The organism is Shinella sp. WSJ-2 (genome assembly GCF_003432075.1).
Classification (GTDB): Bacteria; Pseudomonadota; Alphaproteobacteria; order Rhizobiales; family Rhizobiaceae; genus Shinella.
On sequence record NZ_QWBU01000002.1, the window covers coordinates 440,002 to 462,739 of the forward strand.

Annotated in this window: 19 protein-coding genes; 10 read left to right on the top strand and 9 right to left on the bottom strand. The window is 63.9% G+C overall.

Translation table 11 applies throughout. From position 1 onward, the window contains the following. Nucleotides 1–25: 25 nt before the first annotated feature. Nucleotides 26–931: a DMT family transporter gene (locus D0Y60_RS06290; RefSeq protein WP_117367872.1), complete on the bottom strand. Its 906-nt coding sequence runs from the start codon at nt 929–931 to the stop codon at nt 26–28. A 186-nt stretch (nt 932–1,117) separates the two neighbouring features. Here D0Y60_RS06290 and D0Y60_RS06295 point away from each other — a divergent pair, with 186 nt between their 5' ends. The 4 genes from D0Y60_RS06295 to D0Y60_RS06310 all read left to right on the top strand — a co-directional run bounded on the left by D0Y60_RS06295 (nt 1,118) and on the right by D0Y60_RS06310 (nt 5,129). Next, the gene (locus tag D0Y60_RS06295; RefSeq protein WP_117367874.1) at nt 1,118–1,999 is read left to right on the top strand and encodes a DMT family transporter; all 882 of its coding nucleotides are present in this window, start codon (nt 1,118–1,120) and stop codon (nt 1,997–1,999) included. 116 nt (nt 2,000–2,115) lie between these two features. After that, entirely contained in the window at nt 2,116–3,612 is a 1,497-nt protein-coding gene (locus D0Y60_RS06300; RefSeq protein WP_117367876.1) for a CHASE3 domain-containing protein, read from the top strand. Then, nucleotides 3,609–4,055 carry a response regulator gene (locus tag D0Y60_RS06305; RefSeq protein WP_117367878.1) on the top strand — a complete coding sequence of 149 codons (447 nt, stop codon included), beginning with the start codon at nt 3,609–3,611 and terminating at the stop codon, nt 4,053–4,055. The genes D0Y60_RS06300 and D0Y60_RS06305 overlap by 4 nt, the downstream gene beginning before the upstream one ends. 18 nt (nt 4,056–4,073) lie before the next feature. Next, entirely contained in the window at nt 4,074–5,129 is a 1,056-nt protein-coding gene (locus D0Y60_RS06310) for a histidine kinase dimerization/phosphoacceptor domain -containing protein (RefSeq protein ID WP_117367880.1), read from the top strand. A gap of 746 nt (nt 5,130–5,875) precedes the next feature. Here D0Y60_RS06310 and D0Y60_RS24710 read toward each other — a convergent pair. Beyond that, nucleotides 5,876–6,052, bottom strand: coding sequence for a hypothetical protein (locus tag D0Y60_RS24710; protein WP_158565412.1), 177 nt, complete (start codon nt 6,050–6,052; stop codon nt 5,876–5,878). A gap of 186 nt (nt 6,053–6,238) precedes the next feature. Here D0Y60_RS24710 and D0Y60_RS06315 point away from each other — a divergent pair, with 186 nt between their 5' ends. Next, the gene (locus D0Y60_RS06315; RefSeq protein WP_117367882.1) at nt 6,239–6,664 is read left to right on the top strand and encodes a sulfocyanin-like copper-binding protein; all 426 of its coding nucleotides are present in this window, start codon (nt 6,239–6,241) and stop codon (nt 6,662–6,664) included. An 89-nt stretch (nt 6,665–6,753) separates the two neighbouring features. Here D0Y60_RS06315 and rpsU read toward each other — a convergent pair whose 3' ends face one another. The 5 genes from rpsU to D0Y60_RS06340 all read right to left on the bottom strand — a co-directional run bounded on the left by rpsU (nt 6,754) and on the right by D0Y60_RS06340 (nt 12,952). Next, on the bottom strand, nt 6,754–6,990 hold the full coding sequence (rpsU, locus tag D0Y60_RS06320) for a 30S ribosomal protein S21 (RefSeq protein WP_117367884.1): 237 nt from the start codon (nt 6,988–6,990) through the stop codon (nt 6,754–6,756). Nucleotides 6,991–7,226: 236 nt separating this feature from the next. Then, a complete protein-coding gene (locus D0Y60_RS06325; RefSeq protein ID WP_117367886.1) occupies nt 7,227–9,437 on the bottom strand; it encodes an FAD-dependent oxidoreductase in 2,211 nt (736 codons plus the stop codon). A 12-nt stretch (nt 9,438–9,449) separates the two neighbouring features. Further along, entirely contained in the window at nt 9,450–9,848 is a 399-nt protein-coding gene (locus D0Y60_RS06330) for a YbaY family lipoprotein (protein ID WP_117367888.1), read from the bottom strand. Nucleotides 9,849–9,850: 2 nt separating this feature from the next. Beyond that, complete coding sequence (locus D0Y60_RS06335) at nt 9,851–11,059, bottom strand: acetyl-CoA C-acetyltransferase (protein ID WP_117367890.1); 1,209 nt, start codon at nt 11,057–11,059, stop codon at nt 9,851–9,853. A 96-nt stretch (nt 11,060–11,155) separates the two neighbouring features. Further along, nucleotides 11,156–12,952 (bottom strand): acyl-CoA dehydrogenase, encoded by a 1,797-nt coding sequence (locus D0Y60_RS06340; RefSeq protein WP_117367892.1) that lies wholly within the window; start codon nt 12,950–12,952, stop codon nt 11,156–11,158. Between the two features lie 459 nt (nt 12,953–13,411). On the opposite strand from D0Y60_RS06340, the gene D0Y60_RS06345 reads away from it, so the two are divergent. From D0Y60_RS06345 to D0Y60_RS06355, 3 genes are all read left to right on the top strand, one after another. Next, nucleotides 13,412–17,329, top strand: a complete 3,918-nt coding sequence (locus tag D0Y60_RS06345) for a peptidoglycan-binding protein (protein ID WP_117367894.1) — start codon at nt 13,412–13,414, stop codon at nt 17,327–17,329. A 451-nt stretch (nt 17,330–17,780) separates the two neighbouring features. Beyond that, a complete protein-coding gene (locus D0Y60_RS06350; RefSeq protein ID WP_117367896.1) occupies nt 17,781–18,707 on the top strand; it encodes a sulfite exporter TauE/SafE family protein in 927 nt (308 codons plus the stop codon). Next, nucleotides 18,704–19,498: a TIGR02186 family protein gene (locus D0Y60_RS06355; RefSeq protein WP_117367898.1), complete on the top strand. Its 795-nt coding sequence runs from the start codon at nt 18,704–18,706 to the stop codon at nt 19,496–19,498. Before D0Y60_RS06350 ends, D0Y60_RS06355 begins: the two co-directional genes overlap by 4 nt. Here D0Y60_RS06355 and D0Y60_RS06360 read toward each other — a convergent pair whose 3' ends face one another. Then, the gene (locus D0Y60_RS06360; protein ID WP_117367899.1) at nt 19,499–19,993 is read right to left on the bottom strand and encodes a helix-turn-helix domain-containing protein; all 495 of its coding nucleotides are present in this window, start codon (nt 19,991–19,993) and stop codon (nt 19,499–19,501) included. It abuts the gene before it with no gap. A 114-nt stretch (nt 19,994–20,107) separates the two neighbouring features. Between D0Y60_RS06360 and D0Y60_RS06365 the strand changes: the two genes are divergently transcribed. Then, on the top strand, nt 20,108–20,665 hold the full coding sequence (locus D0Y60_RS06365; RefSeq protein ID WP_117367901.1) for a dihydrofolate reductase family protein: 558 nt from the start codon (nt 20,108–20,110) through the stop codon (nt 20,663–20,665). Nucleotides 20,666–20,781: 116 nt separating this feature from the next. Continuing rightward, nucleotides 20,782–22,005 carry a PQQ-dependent sugar dehydrogenase gene (locus D0Y60_RS06370; RefSeq protein ID WP_117367903.1) on the top strand — a complete coding sequence of 408 codons (1,224 nt, stop codon included), beginning with the start codon at nt 20,782–20,784 and terminating at the stop codon, nt 22,003–22,005. On the opposite strand, the gene pdeM is transcribed toward D0Y60_RS06370, so the two are convergent. After that, nucleotides 22,002–22,727 carry a ligase-associated DNA damage response endonuclease PdeM gene (gene pdeM, locus D0Y60_RS06375; RefSeq protein ID WP_117367905.1) on the bottom strand — a complete coding sequence of 242 codons (726 nt, stop codon included), beginning with the start codon at nt 22,725–22,727 and terminating at the stop codon, nt 22,002–22,004. The two genes, D0Y60_RS06370 and pdeM, sit on opposite strands and share 4 nt — an antisense overlap. Nucleotides 22,728–22,738 lie beyond the last annotated feature (11 nt).

Here is a 22,738-nt window from a genome sequence, read left to right on the forward strand (position 1 = left end):
GGGACGTAGAGTAAAGAAAAAAGGATTATTTTCCTTTCTCGTTTGCGCCCGCATTTTCTGCGGCACGACGGCGCGCGACGACGCTTTCGCGCCAAATCGTGAAGATGCCCGCGCCCATGACGATGGCGGAGCCGACGACCATGTTGAGGCTCAGCGTTTCGCCGAAGACCGTCGAGCCGATGACGGCGGCCAGCACCACCTGGAAATAGGTGAGTGGCTGGACGGCGGAGGCATCCAGAAGGTCATAAGCACGAATGAGGAAATAGTGGCTCGATATGCCTGTCACGCAGAGAAGCGCCATCCAGAGCCAGTCGGCGAGAGCGAGATTGGTCCAGAAGAAGGGACCAACCAGCGAGATCGCAGCGGCGCCGGCCACGCCGGTGTAGAAGAAGCTCGTCGATGCCGCGTCGTCCCGGCTGACGAGACGGGTCGTGATGACATAAACCGCAAAAGACAGCGCCCCGACGAGAGGCAGGAGCACGCTCAGATCGAAGCCGTCGCTGCCGGGCTTCACGATGATCAGCACGCCGCCGAGCCCGACACCGATTGCCAGCCAGCGCCGCCAGCCGACCCGTTCGCCCAAAAGCGGCATCGAGAGCAGGGCAACGAAGATTGGCCCCGATGCGAGGATCGCCTGCGAATGCGCAAGACCCACGGTGCTGAAGGCCGTAATGACGACGACGATCTGGGCGGCCAGCAGCACGCCGCGCAGGATTTGCAGCGGCAACCGTTTCGTCGCCGCGGCCGCCTTCAAGCCGCCGGGGCTGCGCATGCCGAGCGCGATCGCGAAAGCTCCAAAGGCCCAAAAGCGCAACATGGCGATGAAGACAGGTGGGTAGGTGCTGCCGAGGTGTTTGGAGATCGCATCCTGGAGGCTGAAAATCACGATCGCCAGCAGGGTGAAGAGGTAGCCTAGTCGTTTGGAATCCATGATGTCCCGCGCATATACCCGGTGCACCGCGCATGCACGCTGAAACTTATCATATTCCGGATATTTCCAGGTGCGACGCAGAAATTAAGAAAAATTTCCTGTCCCCTGATTTTCAGCCACTTTCGCCGGTTCGCCGGGCAGGCTATCTAGAAAACGCGGCTCTGCTCCGCGCTCGAGGTTCTTTCCGTGCACAAGACCGTCTCTTCCGGCATTCTGCTGACGTCCTTCGCCTATTTCCTGTTTTCCCTTCAGGACGCGTCGGTCAAATGGCTCGTCGTGGCCCTGCCGGTCTGGCAGATTCTTTTCGTGCGCAGTGTCACAATTTTTGGTCTCAGCCTCGCCATCGGCGGGCGGAAAATCATCCGGGATGCCCGCACCTCGCCGGTCCTGAAGCCGCTCTTCCTGCGCAATCTTCTGCTGCTCGCCGCCTGGCTCAGCTATTATACCGCCGCGCGCGATCTCGGGCTCGCGGAGCTCACCACGCTCTATTATGCCTCGCCCGTCGTCATGACGATCCTTTCGGTGCCGGTTCTCGGCGAGAAGGTGCCGGGCTATCGCTGGTTTGCCGTCGTGATCGGCTTCATCGGCGTGGTCGTCGCCTGCGGCATCGCGGCAAAAGGGCTGACGCTGTCGCTCCCGGTCTATCTGGCGCTGCAGGCGGCCATCTTCTGGGCCGTCGCAACGGTGCTTTTGCGCAAGACGGCGCTGCATGAGCGCACGCAGGTGCAGATGACGATCTCCAGCGGCTTCTTCCTGCTTTTCACCGCCTCTGCCATTCCCTTCGTCTGGCAGCCGGTTTCCGCGATCGATCTCCTGCTGATGGCCGGCACGGGGATCCTGGCCGGCATCGGCCAATTCGCCCTCTTCGAAGGCATGCGCCGTGCGCCGGTCTCGGTGCTGGCGCCGTTCGAATATACCTCGCTCGTCTGGGCCTTCGCGCTCGGTTATCTCATCTGGAGCGACGTGCCGGGCTCGAACGTCTTCGCAGGCGCCGCCCTCATCTTCTCCGCCGGCATGATCATCATTGCACGCGAGCGGCTCGGCGGGCGATTCCGCGTTCGGGTCTGACGGGTTAAGTGGTGATGCAACCAAAAGAATTCCGGTTTCTCGGCTTCGATTGGTTGCATAGGTTTACTATCTGGATATTGTCGCGATCCTGAAGACGGCTTTAACCGGGGGGTGGAATGCCGATATCGAACGCCGCCTTCGTGCGCTCGACTGTGATCCTGCTCGCAGCAGGTATGATTGCGTTGCTCGGCATCGTCGGCACGTCGCTTTGGCTTGTCAGCAAGGTGCAGACCTATTTTGCCGAACTGGTCGAGGTACGCGAGGTCCGCAGCTCTGCGTCCGACCTGCTGTCGACCCTCAAGGATGCCGAAACCGGCCAGCGCGGTTTCGTCATCACCGGCGAGGCGACCTTCCGCAAGCCCTATGACGAGGCGCTGATGGCAGTTGCCGAGCGGCAGAGGGCGCTCGAGGAAAAATCGGCGAAGTTCGAGCACTATGCACGGCGCAGCCCCGATATCAAACGGCTCGTTTCGGAAAAACTCGTTGAGCTCGCGGAGACGGTCGAGGCCGTGGAGCAGGGCCGCACGACCGATGCGATTGCTCAGGTTAAGACCGACCGTGGCCGCATCCTCATGGATCAGTTGCGCGAACAGCTTGGCGCCATCATGGCGGATGCCGATCATCGCCTTCAGGTCGGTATCGTCGATACGCTGTGGTCGGCCGGCGCGCTGCAATGGACGACGGTCATCGGCGCCATCGCCATCATCGGCGTGCTCGGCGGCGCGGTTCTCGTCGTCGCGCAATATACCCGCGACATCATGCTGGCGCGGCGCGAGGTCGAGACGCTGAACGCCACGCTGGAACGGCGGGTGGACGAGCGTACCGAGGAGCTGATCCGCGCCAATCAGGAAGTGCAGCGCTTCGCCTACATCGTCACCCACGACCTGCGCGCGCCGCTGGTCAACATCATGGGTTTCACCAGCGAATTGCAGGCATCGCTCTCCTCCATCCAGACTTATGTCCTGGCCGATGGCAAACCGCCGAGCGCCGACGATATTCTGGAAGCGCGCCGCGCCGCCTCGGAAGACCTGCCGGAGGCGATCGGCTTCATCCGCTCTTCCACCAAGAAGATGGATGGCCTCATCAACGCCATCCTGAAGATTTCGCGTGACGGGCGCCGCGAGTTGAAGATCGAGCGCGTCGATCTCAAGGCCCTGGTCGAGATGGGGGCTGCGACCGTCAATCACCAGGTGGTCGAATCCGACGGGGTTGTCACCATTGGCAACAATCTGCCAACGGTCATTTCCGACCGGCTGTCGCTCGAGCAGGTTTTCGGCAACCTCTTCGACAATGCCATCAAATACCAGACGCCGGGTCGTCCGCTGCGCATTTCCGTCACCGCGCGCAATAACGGACGCGCCGGTTCCGTCATCGAGTTCACCGACAACGGCCGCGGCATCGCGCCGGAGGATCACGAGCGGGTCTTCGAGCTGTTTCGCCGCTCCGGCACGCAGGACAAACCCGGCGAAGGCATCGGTCTTGCGCATGTTCGTTCACTGATGCGCAATCTGGGTGGTGATATCGTCGTCAAATCCGCACTCGGGGAAGGCACGACGTTTGTTCTGCGTCTGCCGCCCGACCTCAGCAAAGTAGTCAGGAGTATGCAGGCATGAACGGATTGGGTAAGGAAGTCACCATCGTGATGATCGAGGACGATGAAGGCCATGCGCGCCTCATCGAGAAGAACATCCGCCGCGCCGGGGTGCATAACGAGGTCGTGCCCTTCACCAACGGCACGGACGCGCTCGATTTCGTGCTCGGCAAGGACCGTACCGGTCTCGCCAGCGCCGGCCGTTTCCTGCTGATCCTGCTCGATCTCAACCTGCCCGACATGTCGGGCATCGATATCCTGCAGAAGATCAAGACAAACACCCACACCAAGCGCCTGCCGGTGGTGATCCTCACCACCACGGACGACGAGCGGGAAATCCAGCGCTGCTACGATCTCGGCGCCAATGTCTACATCACCAAGCCGGTCGAATATGAAAGCTTTGCGCATGCGATCCGCCAGCTCGGCCTGTTCTTCTCCGTGATCCAGATCCCTGAGACGCAGTAAATGCCCGAGACCAAGTAAATGAAGGACGGCCCGATCCGCATCCTCTATATCGATGACGATCCCATCCTCGCCCGGCTTGCCGAGCGGGCGCTCGGCCGTCTCGGCTATGAGGTGCGGCATGCCGAGGATATCGAGCGTGGCCGCGAGCTTCTCGCAGAGGGCGGCGCGGACGCCGTTGTGCTCGACCATTTCCTGAAATCGGGGACCGGCCTGTCCTTCCTCAAGGAGCTTGCCGATACGCCGGATGCCGTTCCGGTCGTCTATGTCACCGGCTCGAACGATGCGCAGGTTGCCGTCGAGGCGCTGAAGGCGGGCGCGGCGGACTACGTCATCAAGTCCGTCGGCGACGATTTCATGCCGCTGCTTTCCAATGCACTGGGTCAGGCGCTCGAAAATGCCGAGCTGAAGCGCGCCAAACTGCGCGCCGAACAGGAGATCCGCGCCGCCAAGGAGCGCGCCGAGGTGCTGCTGGCCGAGGTGAACCACCGAGTCGGCAATTCGCTGGCGCTGGCGGCTGCCCTTATCCGCCTGCAGATGTCGAGCGCCTCGAACGAGGCGGTCAAGGAGGCGCTGTCGGAAACGCAGGCACGCATCACCGCGATTGCCGGCATCCACCGGCGGCTCTATACGTCGGAAGACGTGCGCCATGTCGATATGGGCGCCTATCTCGGCACGCTGCTCTCAGAACTCGACACGTCCTTGCAGAGCCAGGGACGCAATGTGCGCCTCAACCGGTCGCTGGAGCCGCTGCATGTCCCGACGGACCGTGCTGTCTCGCTCGGCGTTATCGTGACGGAGCTCGTCACCAACGCCTTCAAATATGCCTATGGCGATGCCGGCGGCGAGGTCCGCGTCGGTTTCACCCGGCTCGATCCCGACAATGCGCTGCTCTTTGTCGAGGATGACGGTATCGGCTGGCGCGGCGAAGGCCCGGTGCGCGGCACCGGCCTGGGCACCAAGATCATCGGCGCCATGGCCTCCAGCCTCGGCGCCAAGCTCGACTATGCCAGCCGTGCCGCCGGCACGCGGGCGGAGTTGCTGGTGCGGATGAACGACGCGGCGCGGCCGGCATAAACGCCCTTCGTGTCCGCATCGATCCCTCGCCTTCGTGGTGCGACTTCGGCTTTATGGGCCATTACGGGGTATTCCATGCGCCACCGTCCACGCGGCGGATTTTCCGCCCGTGGGTTTTCAAAGAGCATTCCGGACGGGGCGCTGGAAGCTGCCTCGTTTGATGTATTGTATGTGGCACCTTTCAGCGCCCCGTTCAGCGGTTTTTGCCTGCGACTCCGGTCCCTCTGCAAAGTCCGGCATGGCTGATGTCGTTCGCCGGTTTCCGGAAGGGGCCATCGCCGTTTTGACATCGCGACCACACGCTCTGGCGATCGCGACGGAAGGTTTTCACCTTCCAGCGTGTTCCCGTCCGGCGGACGATGCCGACGCATCCGCCAGTCCCGGCCTCCTTGCGTGCCGCACAGGCACATCCGGCGCGCCGTCTGGGGCATGAAACGAAAGGGTCGGTCCGACACCCCGCCGCTTCCCCCATGTCGCCGGAGGGAGACCATTTTCCGCAGGCCCGGGGTGTGGGGTTCTGCGTCTCTTCCCCACACCCCGCGCCGATCCCGCCTCGCTGCCACGCCTGGCAGTGTATCCGCGGCGGGATGGGAGGATTGTAAGCACGGGTTCGGAGAGCGGGGAAAATCTGGTGCGGAAGAGGGGATAAAAAAAGAGGATATACGCCACACGGTAGAGCGCAAACGGCAAGAGACCCGGATGCAGGGGAACATCCGGGCCTTCGGGGAGGTCAGTGGCCGGGTCGCTTAGCGGCAGACCTTGATGCGCTTGATGACGACATTGCCGTAGTAGTCGTAGGACTTGATCTTCTTGATGAAGCAGTACGGCTGGTAGTCGTAGCCGTAGTAACCGGCCTGCGAGGGGGCCGCGAAGGAGACGGCGGCGACGAGGGCAACGGTGGCGGAAACGATGAACTTGCGCATGGGGTCTCTCCTGATCTCTGGTTGAGGATGAGCCTCTCCCATCCGGTGATCTGAAGATCACACATCCCTTCGTGTGCCGCTGTTTCCGATGGAACAGCTCTCTGCCGACCCTGCTTTCCCACCGTTCAGCCAAGTGTCAGCGACGCGCTCTAGCGAATATGCAGGCTTTGAAGAAAGGTTCACGCCATGACATATCGCATCGCCACGCTTGCAGCCCTTACCGCCATCTGCCTCAGCGCTCCGGCTTTCGCCGCGACAACCATCAAGGTCGTCGAGGGCGGGGAAGGCGGGGGCCCCATGACGCTTTCGCTCGACCAGTCTACGGTCAAGGCCGGCAGTGTCGTCTTCGCCGTGCACAATGATGCGGTCAGCGAGGCGCACGAGATGGTGCTGGTCAGGCTGAAGACGGCGAATGAGGAGGTTCCCGTGGTCGCCGCGAAGCATCGCGTGGATGAAAAGGCGCTGAAAAGCCTCGGCGAGGTCTCCGACCTGAAGCCGGGGGCGGACGGAACGCTGAAAGCCAAGCTGAAGGCCGGCACCTATCTGCTGCTCTGCAACATCAAGGGCCACTACGAAGCCGGCATGCATGCCAAATTGACGGTGACGAAGTAGGCCGGAGCGGCGGGCTGCCTGTCTGGCAGCGATAACGCGGCTGGTTCTGCCGGCGGGGGCAGGCCGGGCAATCGCCCGGCCGCAATGGTTTAGCGCGTGCGCGCGGCCTTCTTGGGCGCAGGCAGCAGGCCTTCGCGCTGCATCTGCTTGCGTGCAAGCTTGCGCTGGCGGCGGATGGCTTCGGCCTTCTCGCGTGCCCGCTTTTCCGACGGCTTTTCAAAAGCGCTGCGCGCCTTCATTTCGCGGAAAACGCCTTCGCGCTGCAATTTCTTCTTCAGCACGCGAAGCGCCTGCTCGACATTGTTATCTCTGACGAGAACCTGCAATGGATGTCCTTTCTGTCGCGGCTTTAAGCCGCTTTGGTAGCCGAAAATAAAAATCCGTGAAGCCTCCTATCACTTCCCGTCGCGAATGTTCAGTCATTTTCGCGCCAAAGCTGATTTTCCTGCGGAGGAGACCGTTTTTTGCTGCATGACATCGGTATTCTCAGTGTTTTCGACAGGCCGGGAAACGAAAAGAGGCGGCCTGAAGGCCGCCTCTTGCCTGCCTGTGATGCCGGGACTCAGGCGGCCTTCTTCGTTTCCGGGGCAAAACGGCTGTAGAAGGTCTCGCCCTTGGCGGCCATGTCCTTGAGGAGGGCCGTCGGCTGGAAGTGGCTGCCGTATTTCGCGGCGAGCTTTTCGCAGAGCGCCACGAAGGTCTTCACGCCCATGCCGTCGATGTAGGACAGCGTGCCGCCGGTATAGGGGGCGAAACCGAAGCCAAGGATGGAGCCGACATCAGCCTCGCGCGGATCGGTGACGATGCCTTCTTCCATGGTGCGAGCGGCTTCCAGCGCGATGGTGCCGAGCAGGCGCTCCTTGATCACCTGGATATCGACATTTTCGGGCTTCTGCTGCGGGTAGAGATCTTTCAGGCCCGGCCACAGCTTCTTCTTCGCCGGCTTCGGCGGGTAGTCGTAGAAGCCCTTGCCAGCCTTGCGGCCCAGGCGACCTTCGCCTTCCACCAGCTTCGTCACCAGCTCCATATGGCGCGGATCGACGGATTCGGCGCCGAGATCGGCGATGGAGGCCTTGAAGATCTTGTAGGAGAGATCGACGGCGACCTCGTCGTTGAGCGACAGCGGGCCGACCGGCATGCCGGCCATCTTGGCGGCATTCTCGATCATCGCCGCCGGCACGCCCTCGATCAGCATGTCATAGGCCTCGGCCATGTAGCGGAAGACGCAGCGATTGACGTAGAAGCCGCGCGTGTCGTTGACGACGATCGGCGTCTTCTTGATGGCGGCGACATAATCCAAGGCGGTGGCGAGCGCTTTGTCGCCCGTTTCCTTGCCGAGGATCACTTCGACCAGCATCATCTTGTCGACCGGCGAGAAGAAATGGATGCCGATGAACTGGTTCGGGCGCTTGGAGTTCTTGGCAAGACCCGTGATCGGCAGTGTCGAGGTGTTGGAGGCGAAGATCGCATCCTCCTTCAGCACGGCCTCGATCTTCTCGGTGACTTCCTTCTTGACCGTGCGGTCCTCGAAAACGGCCTCGATGACGAGATCGGCGTCGGCAAGGCTGGCATAGTCCGGCGTCGGCGTGATGAGGGAGAGCAGCTTCTCGCCCTCTTCCTTCGTCATGCGGCCCTTGCCGATGGCGCCGGTGACGAGGCCCTGGGAGTGCGCCTTGCCCTTGTCGGCGGCTTCCTGATCGCGATCGATGAGCACGACCGGAATGCCGGCGGCGGCCGTCACATAGGCGATCGACGCGCCCATGAAGCCGGCACCTACGACGGCGACCTTCTTGATCTCCGACTTCGGAACGCCGGCCGGGCGGCGCGCGCCCTTGCCGAGCTCCTGCATGGAGATGAACAGCGACCGGATCATCGAGAAGGCTTCGGTCGTCTGGAGGATATGGGTGAAGTAGCGCTGCTCGATCTTCAGGCCCGTCTCGAAGGGCACTTGAAGGCCCTCGTAGACGCATTTGAGGATGGCGAGCGCGCCCGGATAGTTGCCCGATGTCTCCCGGCGCAGGATCGCGGGGGCGGCCGGCCAGAGCTGGGCGGAGGCGGGTGTCCAGATACCGCCGCCGGGGGCCTTGAAACCCTTTTCATCCCATGGCTGGACGGGCTTCAGGCCGTCCTTGATCATCTGCTTTGCGGCGGGGATGAGCTGGTCCGGCTCGACCACCTGATGCACGAGGTTCATCGCCTTGGCGCGGGCGGCCGTGAGCGACGAGCCGGTGGTCATCATCTGCAAGGCGTCCTGCGCATTGGCAAGGCGCGGCACGCGCTGGGTGCCGCCGGCACCGGGGAAGATGCCGACCTTGACTTCCGGGAGAGCGATCTTGACCGACTTGGCATTCGAGGCGACGCGGCCGTGGCAGGCGAGCGACATTTCGAAGGCGCCGCCCATGCAGGTGCCATTGATGGCCGAAACCCAGGGCTTGCCGGAGGTTTCCAGCTTGCGGAACAGCCAGGTCATCCGGCCGGTGGCGTCGAACAGCTTTTGCACGGCGGTCGCGGGATCGCTGGCCTGCGCATCCTTCAGGAGGTCGAAGCTCGCCTTGATCATCGAGAGATCGGCGCCGCCGGAAAACGAGGACTTGCCCGAGGTGATGACGGCGCCCTTGATGGCGCTGTCGGCCACGACCTGGTCGATGATTGTGTCGAGTTCATCCATCACCTCGACGGTGAAGACGTTCATCGACTTGTCGGGCATGTCCCAGGTGACCAGCGCGATGCCGTCGGCGTCGGTCTCGATGGAAAAGTTCTTGTATGCGCTCATGGGTGTTCCCCCTCAGTAGAGAATGGGTTCGATCTGCAGCGAGGCCTTGCCCCGGCCGCTATATCCCTGTTTCGTCGTGTTGGTGGCGATGAGCCGGCCGTGCCGTTCGAGGCGGATGGTGAAGCCCGGATCGATCGCCTTGCGCAGCGCCGAACGCCGGACCCGCATCGTAAAGCGGATGCTGTGCCGGTTGCCCTTGCTGATGACCGTGGCCTGCGAGATCTGCCGGGCGGCGACGTCCATGACGCCCTGTTCTTCCAGCCGAATCGTCAGCCGACCGGGCGGAATGGCGCCCTTCGCCACATAGGTGACGGTGCCCGACAGCGTGAAGCTGTCGCCGGCCTCGGCGGAGGAGGCGATGAGGCCTGTTCCGATGAGGGCGAGGAAGCTGCGGCGGGTCGGGTGCGTCATGGTCAGACCCGTTCGATGATCGTGGCCGTGCCCATGCCGGCGCCGATGCAGAGCGTGACAAGCGCGGTATTGAGGTCGCGGCGTTCCAACTCGTCGAGCACGGTGCCGAGGATCATCGCGCCGGTCGCGCCGAGCGGGTGGCCCATGGCGATGGCGCCGCCGTTGACGTTCATCTTGTCGTGCGGGATGTCGAAGGCCTGCATGTGGCGCAGCACCACGGCGGCGAAGGCTTCGTTGAGTTCGAAGAGGTCGATGTCGGAGAGCGTCATGCCGGTGCGGGCGAGCAGCTTTTCCGTGACGTCGACGGGGCCGGTCAGCATCAGCGCCGGGTCGGAGCCGATATTGGCGAAGGCCTTGATGCGGCCGCGCGGCTTTTTGCCGAGGATGGCGCCGCCTTCCTTCGAGCCGAGCAGCACGGCGGCGGCGCCGTCGACGATGCCGGAGGAGTTGCCGGCGTGGTGGACGTAATTGATGCCTTCGATTTCCGGATGGGCCTGGATGGCGACGGCTTCGAAGCCACCCATCTCGCCGGGCATCTGGAAGGAGGGTTGCAGCTGGGCGAGCGCCTGCATGTCGGTGCCGGGGCGCATGTGTTCGTCATGGGCAAGGATCGTCAGGCCGTTGATGTCCTTCACCGGCACGACGGAATTGTTGAAGTAGCCGTTCTGCCAGGCGTGCGCCGCGCGCTTCTGGCTCTCGACGGCATAGGCGTCGACGTCGTCGCGGGAGAAGCCGTATTTCGTGGCGATCAGATCGGCCGAGACGCCCTGCGGCATGAAATAGGCCGGAAAGTTGACCGAGGGATCCATGAACCAGGCACCGCCGGACATGCCGAGCCCGACGCGCGACATGCTCTCCACGCCGCCGGCGATCACGATATCATCGGCACCCTGGGCGATCTTGGCAGCGCCGAGATTCACGGCGTCGAGGCCGGAGGCGCAGAAACGCGACAGCTGGATACCAGGCGCTTTGGTCGAATAGCCGGCTTCGAAGGCGGCGGCCTTGGGGATGACGGAACCGGCGTCCATGACCGGATCGACGCAGCCCATGACGATGTCGTCAACCTTGGTCGTGTCGAGCCCGTTGCGGTCGCGCACCGCTTCGAGAGCCTTGGCGGCGAGACGCACGGACGGCACTTCGTGCAGCGAGCCGTCCTTCTTGCCGCGCCCGCGCGGGGTGCGCACGTGATCATAGATGAAGACGTCGGTCATTCTCTTCTCCCTGACGGCGCAAAGGCGCCCTAGAATTCCTGGCTCGCGGCCTGCGACTGTAGCCCCCCGTCTCCTGATGGGAAGAGGGGCGAAGTATCAGAATGCCTCTGCCGCCAGTTCCATGGTGGTGTCGGCACCGGCCTCGATGCGGGTCTTGCGGAGCGCGGTTTCCGGCATCAGGCGGTCCATGAAGAACTTTGCGGTGATCAGCTTGTTCTTCAGGAAATCCTCCCGCTCGCCCGCGCCACCCGCAAGGCCCGCTTCCGCCGCCTTGGCGATCTTGGCCCACATGTAGCCTATGACGACGAGGCCGAAGAGGTGCATGTAGTCGGTCGAGCCGACGCCGGCATTGTCGGGCTTGGCCATGGCGTTCTGCATGAACCACATGGTCGCCACCTGAAGGTCGTTCAAGCCCTTCTTGAGGTGCTTGGTGAAGTAGGCGAGCTTCTCGTCATTGCGGTTCTCCTCGCAGAAATCGCCGATTTCCTTGAAGAGCGCCATGACGGCGCGACCGCCGTTCATGCCGAGCTTGCGGCCGACGAGGTCGAGCGCCTGGATGCCGTTGGCGCCCTCATAGATCATGGCGATGCGCGCATCGCGCACATACTGGCTCATGCCGTGTTCTTCGATATAGCCATGACCGCCGAAGACCTGCTGGGCCATCACGGCATGGTCGAAGCCCTTGTCGGTGAGCACGCCCTTGAGGATGGGGGTCATCAGGCCGAGGATGTCGTCGGCGGCCTGGCGTTCCTTCTCGTCGGCGGAGCGGTGAGCGATATCGGATTTCAGCGCGGTCCACAGCGTGAAGGCGCGGCCGCCCTCCGTCCAGGCCTTGATGGTCATCAGGGTGCGGCGGATGTCGGGATGCACGATCAGCGGATCGGCCTTGCCTTCGGGGTTCTTGACGCCGGACAGTGAGCGGCCCTGCAGACGCTCGCGGGCATAATTGGCGGCGTTCTGGTAAGCGACTTCGGCAATCGACAGGCCCTGCAGGCCCACACCGAGGCGGGCCTCGTTCATCATGACGAACATGGCGTTGAGGCCCTTGTTCTCCGCGCCGATGAGGAAGCCTTTCGCTTCGTCATAGTTCATGACGCAGGTGGCGTTGCCGTGGATGCCCATTTTGTGTTCGATGGCACCGCAGGCGACCGTGTTGCGCTCGCCGGGCGTGCCGTCGTCCTTCAGAACGAACTTCGGCACGATGAACAGCGAGATGCCCTTCACGCCCTCGGGCGCGCCCTCGATGCGAGCAAGCACGAGGTGCACGATGTTTTCGGACATGTCGTGTTCGCCGGCCGAGATGAAGATTTTCTGGCCTGATATCTTGTAGGACCCGTCGGCCTGCGGCACGGCCTTGGTGCGGAGCAGGCCAAGGTCGGTACCGCAATGGGGCTCCGTCAGGTTCATCGTGCCGGTCCAAGTGCCCTCGACCATCTTCGGCAGATAGGCGGCCTTCTGTTCGTCGGAGCCGTGCACGAGGATCGCGGCGATCGCGCCCTGCGTCAGGCCGGGATACATGGTGAGCGCCATATTGGCGGACGACATATATTCGCCGACGGCGGTGTGCAGGATATAGGGCAGGCCCTGGCCGCCGAATTCTTCCGGTACCGCAAGACCCATCCAGCCGCCCTGGCGGTAGAGGTCGTAGGCTTCCTTGAACCCCTTCGGCGTCTTCACCGTCGCGTCGTCGTTGCGGACGCAGCCTTCCTGGTCGCCGGAAAGGTTGACGGGGAAGAGCACCTCTTCAGCGACCTTGGCGGCCTCGCCGGTAATCGCTTCCACCATGTCGGCCGTCGCATCGGCGAAGCCGGGCAGGTTGTTGTACCGCTCCAGCGACAGGACGTCGTTCAAGATGAAAAGCGTGTCATTCACGGGGGCCTTGTAGATCGGCATTGCTTGCGTTCCTCACCTATCCCGCGGACGTGAGTCCGCTCCTTGGGTTTGGATACTATAAAACTTTGACGTTTGCGTAAACGTCAAAACGCAAGGGCGGTGAATTTTTCGTCGGATGGGGAAGGCGGCGGGATGGATGATGTCAGGGACGCGATGCGGATGCGCCTCTGGGCGGGGTGCTGTGCCGCAACCGGTCGCCATTCCTCCCGAACGCCATTCTATGAGCAAATCGTTAAAAAATTTCCGAGCCGGTTAACCGCTTGTTTACCACGTTTCGTGAATTGTGGCGTCTGAGGGCGTGGGATCGGGAATCATCTCGTTTCCCCTCTGTGGCGCCCGGCTTCCGGCCGGGACGGACAGGGACGATCCCGCCGAATGGAATGAAGGGCGCAGCCGGGCGGCAGCGCTTTCAAGCGTATCTCCCGGCAGGCCGAGGCGGCCGCCAAAGTGAGGCGAAAGATGAACGGATCGCGAAACCCGCAACGTCCCGGCGAACGCTCTTCGCTCGACGCGCTCAATCGCACCATCGAGGGGCTGGAAGCCCGCATCGAAGGTCTGATGGCCGGTGGCCGCGACACGCGCCCCCGCAGCGACGAACGCTATGCGCCGCGCGGCGAGCAGGCCCGCTACGAGCCGCAGCAGCGCGCCATCCCGCTGCGCGAGGACCCGGTCTCCGAAATCATGCAGCGCCAGCGCGCCATCGAAGGCGGCCGCGAGCGCGTCGCCCAGCGTTTGGAACGCCGCCCCGTTTCGACTGATCATCACGCCGCAGCCCAGCAGGCGCATGCTGCCTATGGCAACCAGGCTGTCGCCTATGGCGGGCAGCAGGCCGCTTACGGTGAACGGCAGCCCGCCTATGCCGCTCAGCACGCCGCACCCGCCCGTGCGGACAACTCGGTCGAGGACATCGCCAAGGCACTCGTCTCGCTGCGCCAGGACCTCAAGAAGGACATCGCCGACGGTCTCGAGCGCGAGATGCAGTCGCTGCGCTCGGAAATCCGCGGCATCCGCCAGATGGCCGAGGGCCGTGGCAATAACGACGACGTGCGCGAAGAGCTGACGCGTCTTTCCGCGGGCATCGGCCAGCTCGGCCGCCAGTCCAGCCAGACAGACGGCCTGCGCGTCGAGTTCGACGAGCTGCGCTCGGTGCTTGACGGCCTCGCCCGCGAGGATTCCGTGCGCCGCATGGAAGACCGCTGGACCGGCGTCGAGAAGAAGCTCTCCGCCTTCGACCAGACCCGCGACGACGAACTGGTGGCGCTCGCCTACCGGCTCGACGAGCTGAAGGCACAGATCGGTGCGATCAGCGCGACGCCGGCGATCCACGCGCTGGAAGGCAAGATCGAGACGATCGCGCGCGCCATCGACATGCTGGCCCGTCAGGCGCAACAACCGGACGATCGCCATTTCGTTTCCGCCGTCACCTCGCAGTTCGAAGGTCTCGATACGCGCCTCGACGAGATCAGCCGCGCCATCGCCGCCGCCGGCCGCATGCAGCAGTCCGCGTCGGTCGACAATACCATGATGCAGCGCCTGGAAGGCCGCATCGCCGATCTCGCCGGTCAGCTCGACATGATCGCCCATCGCCCGGCGCCGGCTCCTGATCAGGGTCTTGGCCTGCGCATCGAGGCTTTGGCCAGCCGCATCGAGGAGCTTTCCAACGAGCGCGCGGCGCTGCGCCTCGAAGAGCGCATCGAGCAGCTGTCGCTGATGCTGGAGCAGAGCCAGCAGGCGGCACCCGCCCGCGAAAGCGACGAGCTTGCCTATTATCTCTCGGATATCTCGCGCAAGATCGATGCGCTCGACCAGGGCAGCGTCAACGACGTGCTTGCCGAGCGGCTGGATGCACTCGCCCGCCGCATCGACAATCTCGATACCGCACCCGTTGGCAGCCCGTTCCAGGACGACCGCTTCTCGCAGATCGAAGGCCGCCTGTCGGCCATTGCGGACCGCCTTGATGCCACGCGCGTCGCGCCAGCGGGTGACCACGAAGCCCTCCGGGGTCTCGAGGCACAGATCGCCCATCTCTCGACGCTGATCAGCACGCCGTCCGCCGGCATTGCCGCGACCTCGCCGGACGTTGAAAACCGTCTCGCGACGATCGAAGACTATATGGCGACCAACGACGAATATATCGTCGAGGCTGCCCGCCAGGCAGCGGAAGCCGTCATGGAAGCCTATCGTCATGCCGGGCCGACCAGTGCGGCCGCCGTCGACATGGAAGCGATCGCCGGCCTGGCCGACGACCTGCGCGCATTGGAAGACCTGACCCGCTCCAGCGAGGAGCGCACGGCGCGCACCTTCGACGCGTTGCATGACACGCTGGTGCAGATCGCCGGTCGCCTCGAACAGCTCGACGCCCCGCGCGAAACGTTTGGCCGCCGCGAGGCCGTCCAGCCGCGCGCGGAAATGCCCCGTGCAGAGATGCCGGCCATGGATTTCGGCCGCGCCGAAGAGCCCGCTGCCAGCCTCTATGGCAACGACTATCCCTTCGACGACGATGGTTTCGGCAATGCGGGCCGCAAGGCCGAGGCCGAAGCACCGCGCGAGGAAAGCCGCTTTGCCGAAGTCGAGGTCGAGCATATCGACGTTCCGGAACGCCCTGTTGTCGAGGATGCGGCTGAGCAGGTTGTGGCGCTCGTCGCCGCCGAGCCCCAGGCGAAGGGCGGCCTGCTCGCCGGCCTGAAGCGCCGCTTCGCACCGGGCCGCAAGGAAACCGCCGCCGTCGCCGAGCGCCACCAGATCGATCCGGCACCGGCGCTCGATCCGGTCGACGAACTGGCGCCGGAAGAGGCGAACCAGCTGCTGGAGCCCGGCTCGGGCGTGCCGGACGTGCGCCGCATCCTGGAGCGCGTGCGCGCCGGCCAGACCGCAGGGGCCCGTTCCGTGACTTCAGGCGAAGGTGACAAGGCCGCCCAGCAGATCGCCGCCGCCCGCCGCGCCGCCAAGATTGCCGCCGAGGAGGCCGATGCCATCTCGCGCGTCGCTCCGGCCAAGAAGGGCGACAAGCCGGCAAAGGCCGGCGACAAGCCCGCCTCCGCGCTGGCGCGCCACCGCCGGCCGATCCTGCTCGCCGTCGGTGCCGTGCTCCTGGCGATCATGTCCTATCCGCTCGTCACGGCCGTCATCAGCGGCGACGATGCGCCTGTTATCGTCGAGCAGACCTCTGTCAATTCCGATGCCAAGCCGGCTGAAACGACCACCGGTTCCGGCGAAGCCGTGACGGCCAATACGGCTGCTGCGCCCGTCACAGAAGACAAGGCCGACACGAAGGCGCTGGCCGATCCCGCTCCGGCGGATGACGTTCTGGCCGGCGACGACAAGGCTGCTGCCGCCGAGACGACGGCGATCCCGACGTCGGGCTCCGATATGCTGGCCGCGCCTGCGGCCGGCAGCGATGCCGACACGGCCGGCTTCGAGCCGGTGACGACGCCGGACGCCGGGCCGGTTGCCGGCACGGACACGTCCGCCGCCGAAAAGGCACCGGTCGATACGATCGAGACGGCAGCCATCGTCGTTCCCGAGGCCATCACCCCGCCGTCGCTCTCCAAGGCTGCGACCGAGGGCGACGCGCTCGCGCTGTTTGAGATCGGCGCGCGCTACACGGACGGCCGCGGTGTGGCGACCGACCTCGCGCAGGCCGCGCACTGGTATGAGCTTTCGGCGGCGCGCGGTTTCGCCCCGGCCGAATACCGCCTCGCCAATCTCTACGAAAAGGGCCAGGGCGTCGAACGCGACCTGGAGCGGGCACGCAAGCTCTATGAGGCAGCAGCCGTCAAGGGCAATGCCAGCGCCATGCATAACCTCGCTGTTCTGCTCGCCACGGGCACCGGAACGGCACAGCCGGATTTCGAAGGGGCCGCAAAGTGGTTTCAGAAGGCCTCTGAACTCGGTGTGCGTGACAGCCAGTTCAACCTCGCCATCCTCTATGCGCGCGGCAACGGCGTGAAGCAGGACCTGGTCGAATCCTACAAGTGGTTCGCCATTGCCGCCCGCGACGGCGACCGCGATGCCGGCGCCAAGCGCGACGAGGTGGCCAATGCCATGCGTCCCGAGCAGCTTTCCGACGCCAAGGCGAAGGTCGAGCTGTGGAAGCCGCAGGCGCTGGACGACAAGGCGAACTCGGCCGAACTGCCCGACGAATGGGTCGGCAAGCCGACCAAGACCGCCAGCGTCGACATGAAGAAGGCCATCCGCAACATCCAGGCCATCCTCAACAACAATGGTTTCAACGCCGGCACGCCGGACGGAGAGATGGGCAAGAAGACCGTCGCCGCCATCAAGTCCTTCCAGAAGTCCGTCGGGCAGGCCGAGACGGGCGAGATCGACGACGCGCTGGTCAACGAACTCCTGAAGCGCAACAAGCAGCCGAGCTGATCGGCTTTCTCTGGAAGGAGCCCACGCAAGGGCTTCTCCGGTTGGCTTGTCCAACCCGCGGGCATGACGCTCACCACAACGCCGCACGCTGATCACGATGTGCAACAGGCGTTGTGGCATTTTGTGTGCGATGCACGATTTCATCCTTAAATCGGCCCCGATTTGCGGAATTATGCAGTAGAAAATTCATGTCTCTCCAAGATGATAAGGCGTTCGTGAAACGTCCTCGTCGATGAGGGGTGAAGGGCGTGCCGCATGGGCTCGTCCGAAGACCGATCCTTGCGTGATGCGGGGCGCGACCGACCGATGGAGGGGTTCCCTTTTCGCGGTGGGGCGCTTGTCTGCATTCACGGCCTGCCGATAGGAGCCGCGGCAGGCGCAGGACGGGGAAAGCGGCTGACAGAGACGTGGCCTCCGCGAGAGCGGAAACATTGCCGATCGGGGTATCGTTGTGACTGTGTACCTGCCTATTGCAGAGCTGTCGGTGAACATCTTCATCATTCTCGGCATGGGCGCGGCCGTCGGTTTCCTTTCCGGCATGTTCGGCGTGGGCGGCGGCTTCCTCATCACGCCGCTGCTCATCTTCTACAACATCCCCCCGGTCGTCGCGGTCGCCACCGGCGCCAACCAGGTCGTTGCCTCCTCGGTCTCCGGCTCGCTGTCGCATTTCCGGCGCGGCACGTTGGATGTGAAGCTCGGCACGGTGCTTCTGGTCGGCGGTCTGGCGGGCGCCACCGTCGGTATCTGGATCTTTGCACTGCTGCGCAGCGTCGGCCAGCTCGACCTCGTCATTTCGTTGCTCTATGTGGCGTTGCTCGGCACCGTCGGCACGCTGATGCTGCTTGAAAGCATCCGGGCGCTGCGCCGTTCGGCCAAGAACCAGCCCGTCTCGCTGCGCCGGCCCGGCCAGCACAGCTGGGTGCACCGCCTGCCGCTCAAGATGCGCTTCAAGAAGTCGAAGATCTATCTCAGCGTCATTCCGGTCGTCGGTCTCGGCTTCTGCATCGGCATACTGACCTCCGTCATGGGCGTCGGCGGTGGCTTCATCATGGTTCCCGCCATGATCTATCTCCTGCGCATCCCGACCAACGTGGTCGTCGGCACCTCGCTGTTCCAGATCATCTTCGTCACCGCCTATACGACGATCGTGCAGGCGACGGCGAACCATGCGGTCGATATCGTGCTCGCCTTCATCCTGATGGTCGCGGGCGTCATCGGCGCGCAATACGGCGTGCGCGTCGGCCAGAAGCTGCGCGGCGAACAGCTGCGTGCGCTCTTGGCGCTGCTGGTGCTTGCCGTCGGTGCCCGCCTCGCCGTCGATCTCGTGCATACGCCCGCCGATATCTACTCCGTCGTCAGCGAGGGGGTCTATCGATGAGAGCGCTCGCCGCCCTCCTTCTCCTCATCGGCCTTGCGGTGCCGGCCGGCGCGCAGGTGCTGGAGGACAAGCCCGTCAATTTCCCGGAAAAGCTCGAGATCGGCATTTCCACCGACGAGATCGCCATTTCCTCGGATTTCCGTGGCGCGGACCTGACGATCTTCGGCGCCATCGAAGGCTATGACCCGGCGCTGCTCGCCCAGAGCAAATACGATATCGTCGTGGCGCTGGAAGGCCCGAAGGACAACAACACGGTGCGCGTCAAGGAGCGTATCTTCGGCATATGGGTCAACCGCCGCTCGATGACCTTCGAGCTCGTGCCGGAATCCTATTCGCTGTCGAGCACCCGCGATCTGGAGACCATCGCCCCGACCGCCATGTTGAACGGTGTCGGAGTCGGCATCCACCATATCCGCCTGTCGCCGATCGGCTATGTCGGCGACGGCAGCAATATCACGGAATTCCGCGACGCCTTCCGCCGGCTGAAGGAAAGCGGCGGCTTCTACCAGCGTGATCCCGGCGGTGTGCAGTTCATCAGCGCGAGCCTCTTTAAGGCGACCGTCAAGCTGCCGGCCAGCGTGCCGAACGGCACCCATGTGGTGCGCGCGCATCTCTTCAGGGATGGCGTTTTCATCGCTGAAAAGGCGCTGCCGCTGCGTGTGATGAAGACCGGCATCGAGCAGATGATCTCGAACGCCGCTTACAACAATTCGCTGGCCTACGGCGCCTTCTCGGTGACGCTGGCGCTCTTGACCGGCTGGCTTGCCAGCGTGGTCTTCCGCAAGGATTGATCAGCCGGCGCGCCGCGCTACGGCCGCCTCATAGGCGGCCTGCAATTCGCCGAAGACGGAGCGGGCGGGCATGGGAGCACCCATGTGGATGGCGCGCAGCTCGTCCGCGAAGGCCGCCCACATGTCGGGGCCGCCGTCCTCCAGGAGTTCGGCGCGGATCGACAGTTCCTCCGTGACGGGCAGGAAACGCCGGCCCCAGGCACCCATCATGGCGAAGACCGGCACCAGCGCGATGCCCATCTCGGTCAGGCTGTAAAGCGCCTTCTGCTTGTGGCTCGGATCGTCTTCCTTGGTGATCAGCCCTTCCGCGACGAGGCGCTTCAGCCGGTCGGCGAGGATGTTGGAGGCGATGCCTTCTTCCGATTTCGTCAGAAGCTCGCGGAAATGCCGGCGGTTGCCGAACATCATGTCGCGCAGAACGATGAGGCTCCAGCGGTCGCCGAGAATTTCCAGCGTCAGATTGATCGGGCAGCCGGACCGGTTCGAGTCTTTCATACGATTCTCCAAAACTGCTTGCATAATACAATCAGTTTTGCTATCCATCAACCAGTTGCAAATAGCAACTGGTTACATCAGGCGCGGCATGGCCGCGAAAGGGAGGGCAAGGCGATGGCAAAGGTGATCATCTGGAATCTCGTGACGCTCGACGGTTTCTTCGAAGGCGAGAAGAAATGGGATCTCGACTTTCACAACCGCGCCTGGGGGCCGGAACTGGAAGCGCTGAGCAGCGACTTCGGCAAGACGGCCGGCCTGCTGGTCTTCGGCCGGATCACTTATGAGGGCATGAAGGCCTACTGGACCTCGGCGGAGGAGGAGGGCGAGGTGAAGACCTATATGAATGCCCTGCCGAAGCTGGTCGGCTCGCGCACGATCGCGTCCTCCGACTGGAACAACACCGCGGTGACGGCCGATATCGTCGGCGAGATTTCAAGGCGTAAGCAGACGCTCGACAAACCGATCTATATTTTCGGTAGCGCCGTTCTTTGCGACGCCCTGCTCGCGGCGGGCCTCGTCGACGAGGTGATGCTGGCGATCGTGCCGGTTCAGCTCGGCAAGGGCACGCCCTTCTTCAAGCACGGCGCGCGGCGCGACTTCGACCTCAGCGAGGCGAAGCCCTTGTCGAACGGTGCGGTCCTCGCACGCTATGCGCCGCAGAGTGCGGCCTGAGCGCGATAACCATTTCTTGAAGAGGCGTGTTGAAACAAATCACGGTGCTGACCCCTTCGGCGGTTAAGGCGGGTTTCAACATAGGACCTGCCACGCCTCGAACAAGGGAAACCACCATGCGCACGATCAGTCCCCTTCTCACCGGCACCCTTCTTGCAGCCGCAATGCTTGCCGGCCCGGCCTTCGCCCAGGCGGGCAAGGTGGCGGAAACGAAGGAGGCAAATGCCCCTGACCAAAAGCCGGCCTTCGAAAACCAGACACGGGCTTCGCTTCCCGATGCTATTCCCGAGATTAGCGTCGATGTCGTCGCTAAGGGCCTGCCGCATCTCTGGGCCATGGAGTTCCTGCCGGATGGCCGTATGCTGGTGACGGCGAAGGACGGCACCATGCATGTCGTCTTCCAGGACGACGGACAGGCGAGCCCGCCGATCGAGGGCGTGCCCGAGGTGATGTCGGGCGGGCAGGGCGGTTTGCTCGACGTCGCGCTGGCGCCGGATTTCGAGCGCTCGAACCGCATCTACTTCTCCTTCTCCGAGCCGCGCGACGGCGGCAACGGCACCTCGGTCGCCTCCGCGAAACTCATCGAGCAGGACGGCACGTTTCTGCTGCAGGAGGTGAAGGTCATCTTCCGGCAGATGCGGACCTATGACGGCGACAAACATTTCGGCTCGCGCCTCGTCTTCGGGCCGAAGGGCGAGCTCTACGTGACGGTCGGCGAGCGCTCGGACCCTGAAACCCGTGTCGGCGCGCAGGATCTCGCCAGCGGTTTCGGCAAGGTTTTCCGCATCGATGCCGAGGGCAAGGCGCTCGACGACAATCCCTTCGCCAAGACGGAGGGCGCGCAGCCGGAAATCTGGAGTTTCGGCCATCGCAATCTCCAGGCCGCGACGCTGGATGATCAGGGCCGGCTATGGACGGTGGAGCATGGCCCGAAGGGCGGCGACGAGCTGAACCGGCCGGAGGCCGGGAAGAATTACGGCTGGCCGAAGGTGACCTATGGCGTCGACTATAGCGGGGCGCCGATCGGCGAGGGCATCACCGCGCTCGAAGGCACCGAGCAGCCGGTCTATTACTGGGATCCCGTCATCGGCCCCTCCGGCATGGCCTATTACACCGGCGACGCCATTCCCGAATGGAAGGGCGCCTTCCTGATCGGCGGCCTCGTCAGCAAGGGCCTCGTCGTGCTGCATATGGAGGGCGACAAGGTCGCGCATGAGGAACGGGTCCCGCTCGACGCGCGGATCCGCGACGTCAAGGTCGCGCCCGACGGATCCGTCTTCGTGGTGACGGAAGAGCGGGGCGGCGGCGAATCGACGATCCTGCGGCTGGTAAAAAGCTAGCTCCTGAGATTGGTGAAGCGCACCGAGTAGATGCGGTCGCGGCCGAGCATGTGGGCGATGAGGTTCGGCCGGTCGAACAGGCCGGTCATCGCCTTGTGGCGTAGATCCAGACCACCGGTCATGATGCCGAAGGCTGGCATCAGCAGGCGCTTCCCGTCGGTCGCGAAACAGGGACGGCGCACCGCCTTTTCGCGGCGGATCACGGTGGCGGCGGGATGCAGATGCCCGGCGATCTCGCCGGCGGGCGACAGGAGCGACGGCTCGTGGCGGAAGGCGAGGCCGGCATAGTGCAGCTCGTCGGCCGACTGGCCGGGCAGGTCGACGGTGCCGTCGGGATCGTGGTTGCCGTTGATCCATATCCATTCACGGCCGCGCGCAAGATCAGCGATCTTGCTGCGGAAGATTTCCGGCAGGTGCGCGGAGCCGATGCGGTCGTGGAAATTGTCGCCGAGACTGACGACGATGGCCGGGTCGTGCCTCAAGATGACGGCTTCCAGCACCTTCAGCGTGGCGAGCGTGTCATAGGGCGGCAGCATCATGCCGCGGCGGGCAAAGGCCGCACCCTTTTCGAGATGCAGGTCCGAAACGACGAGCAGGCGGGTTTCCGGCAGATAGAGCGCGCCGAGCGGATCGCAGACGGCCTCGACGCCGGCCACGACGGTGCGGGCGGAGACCGCGCCGAAATCCTGTATCTCCATCGATGCCAGCGCCAGTCTCTGCATGCGTATTCGTC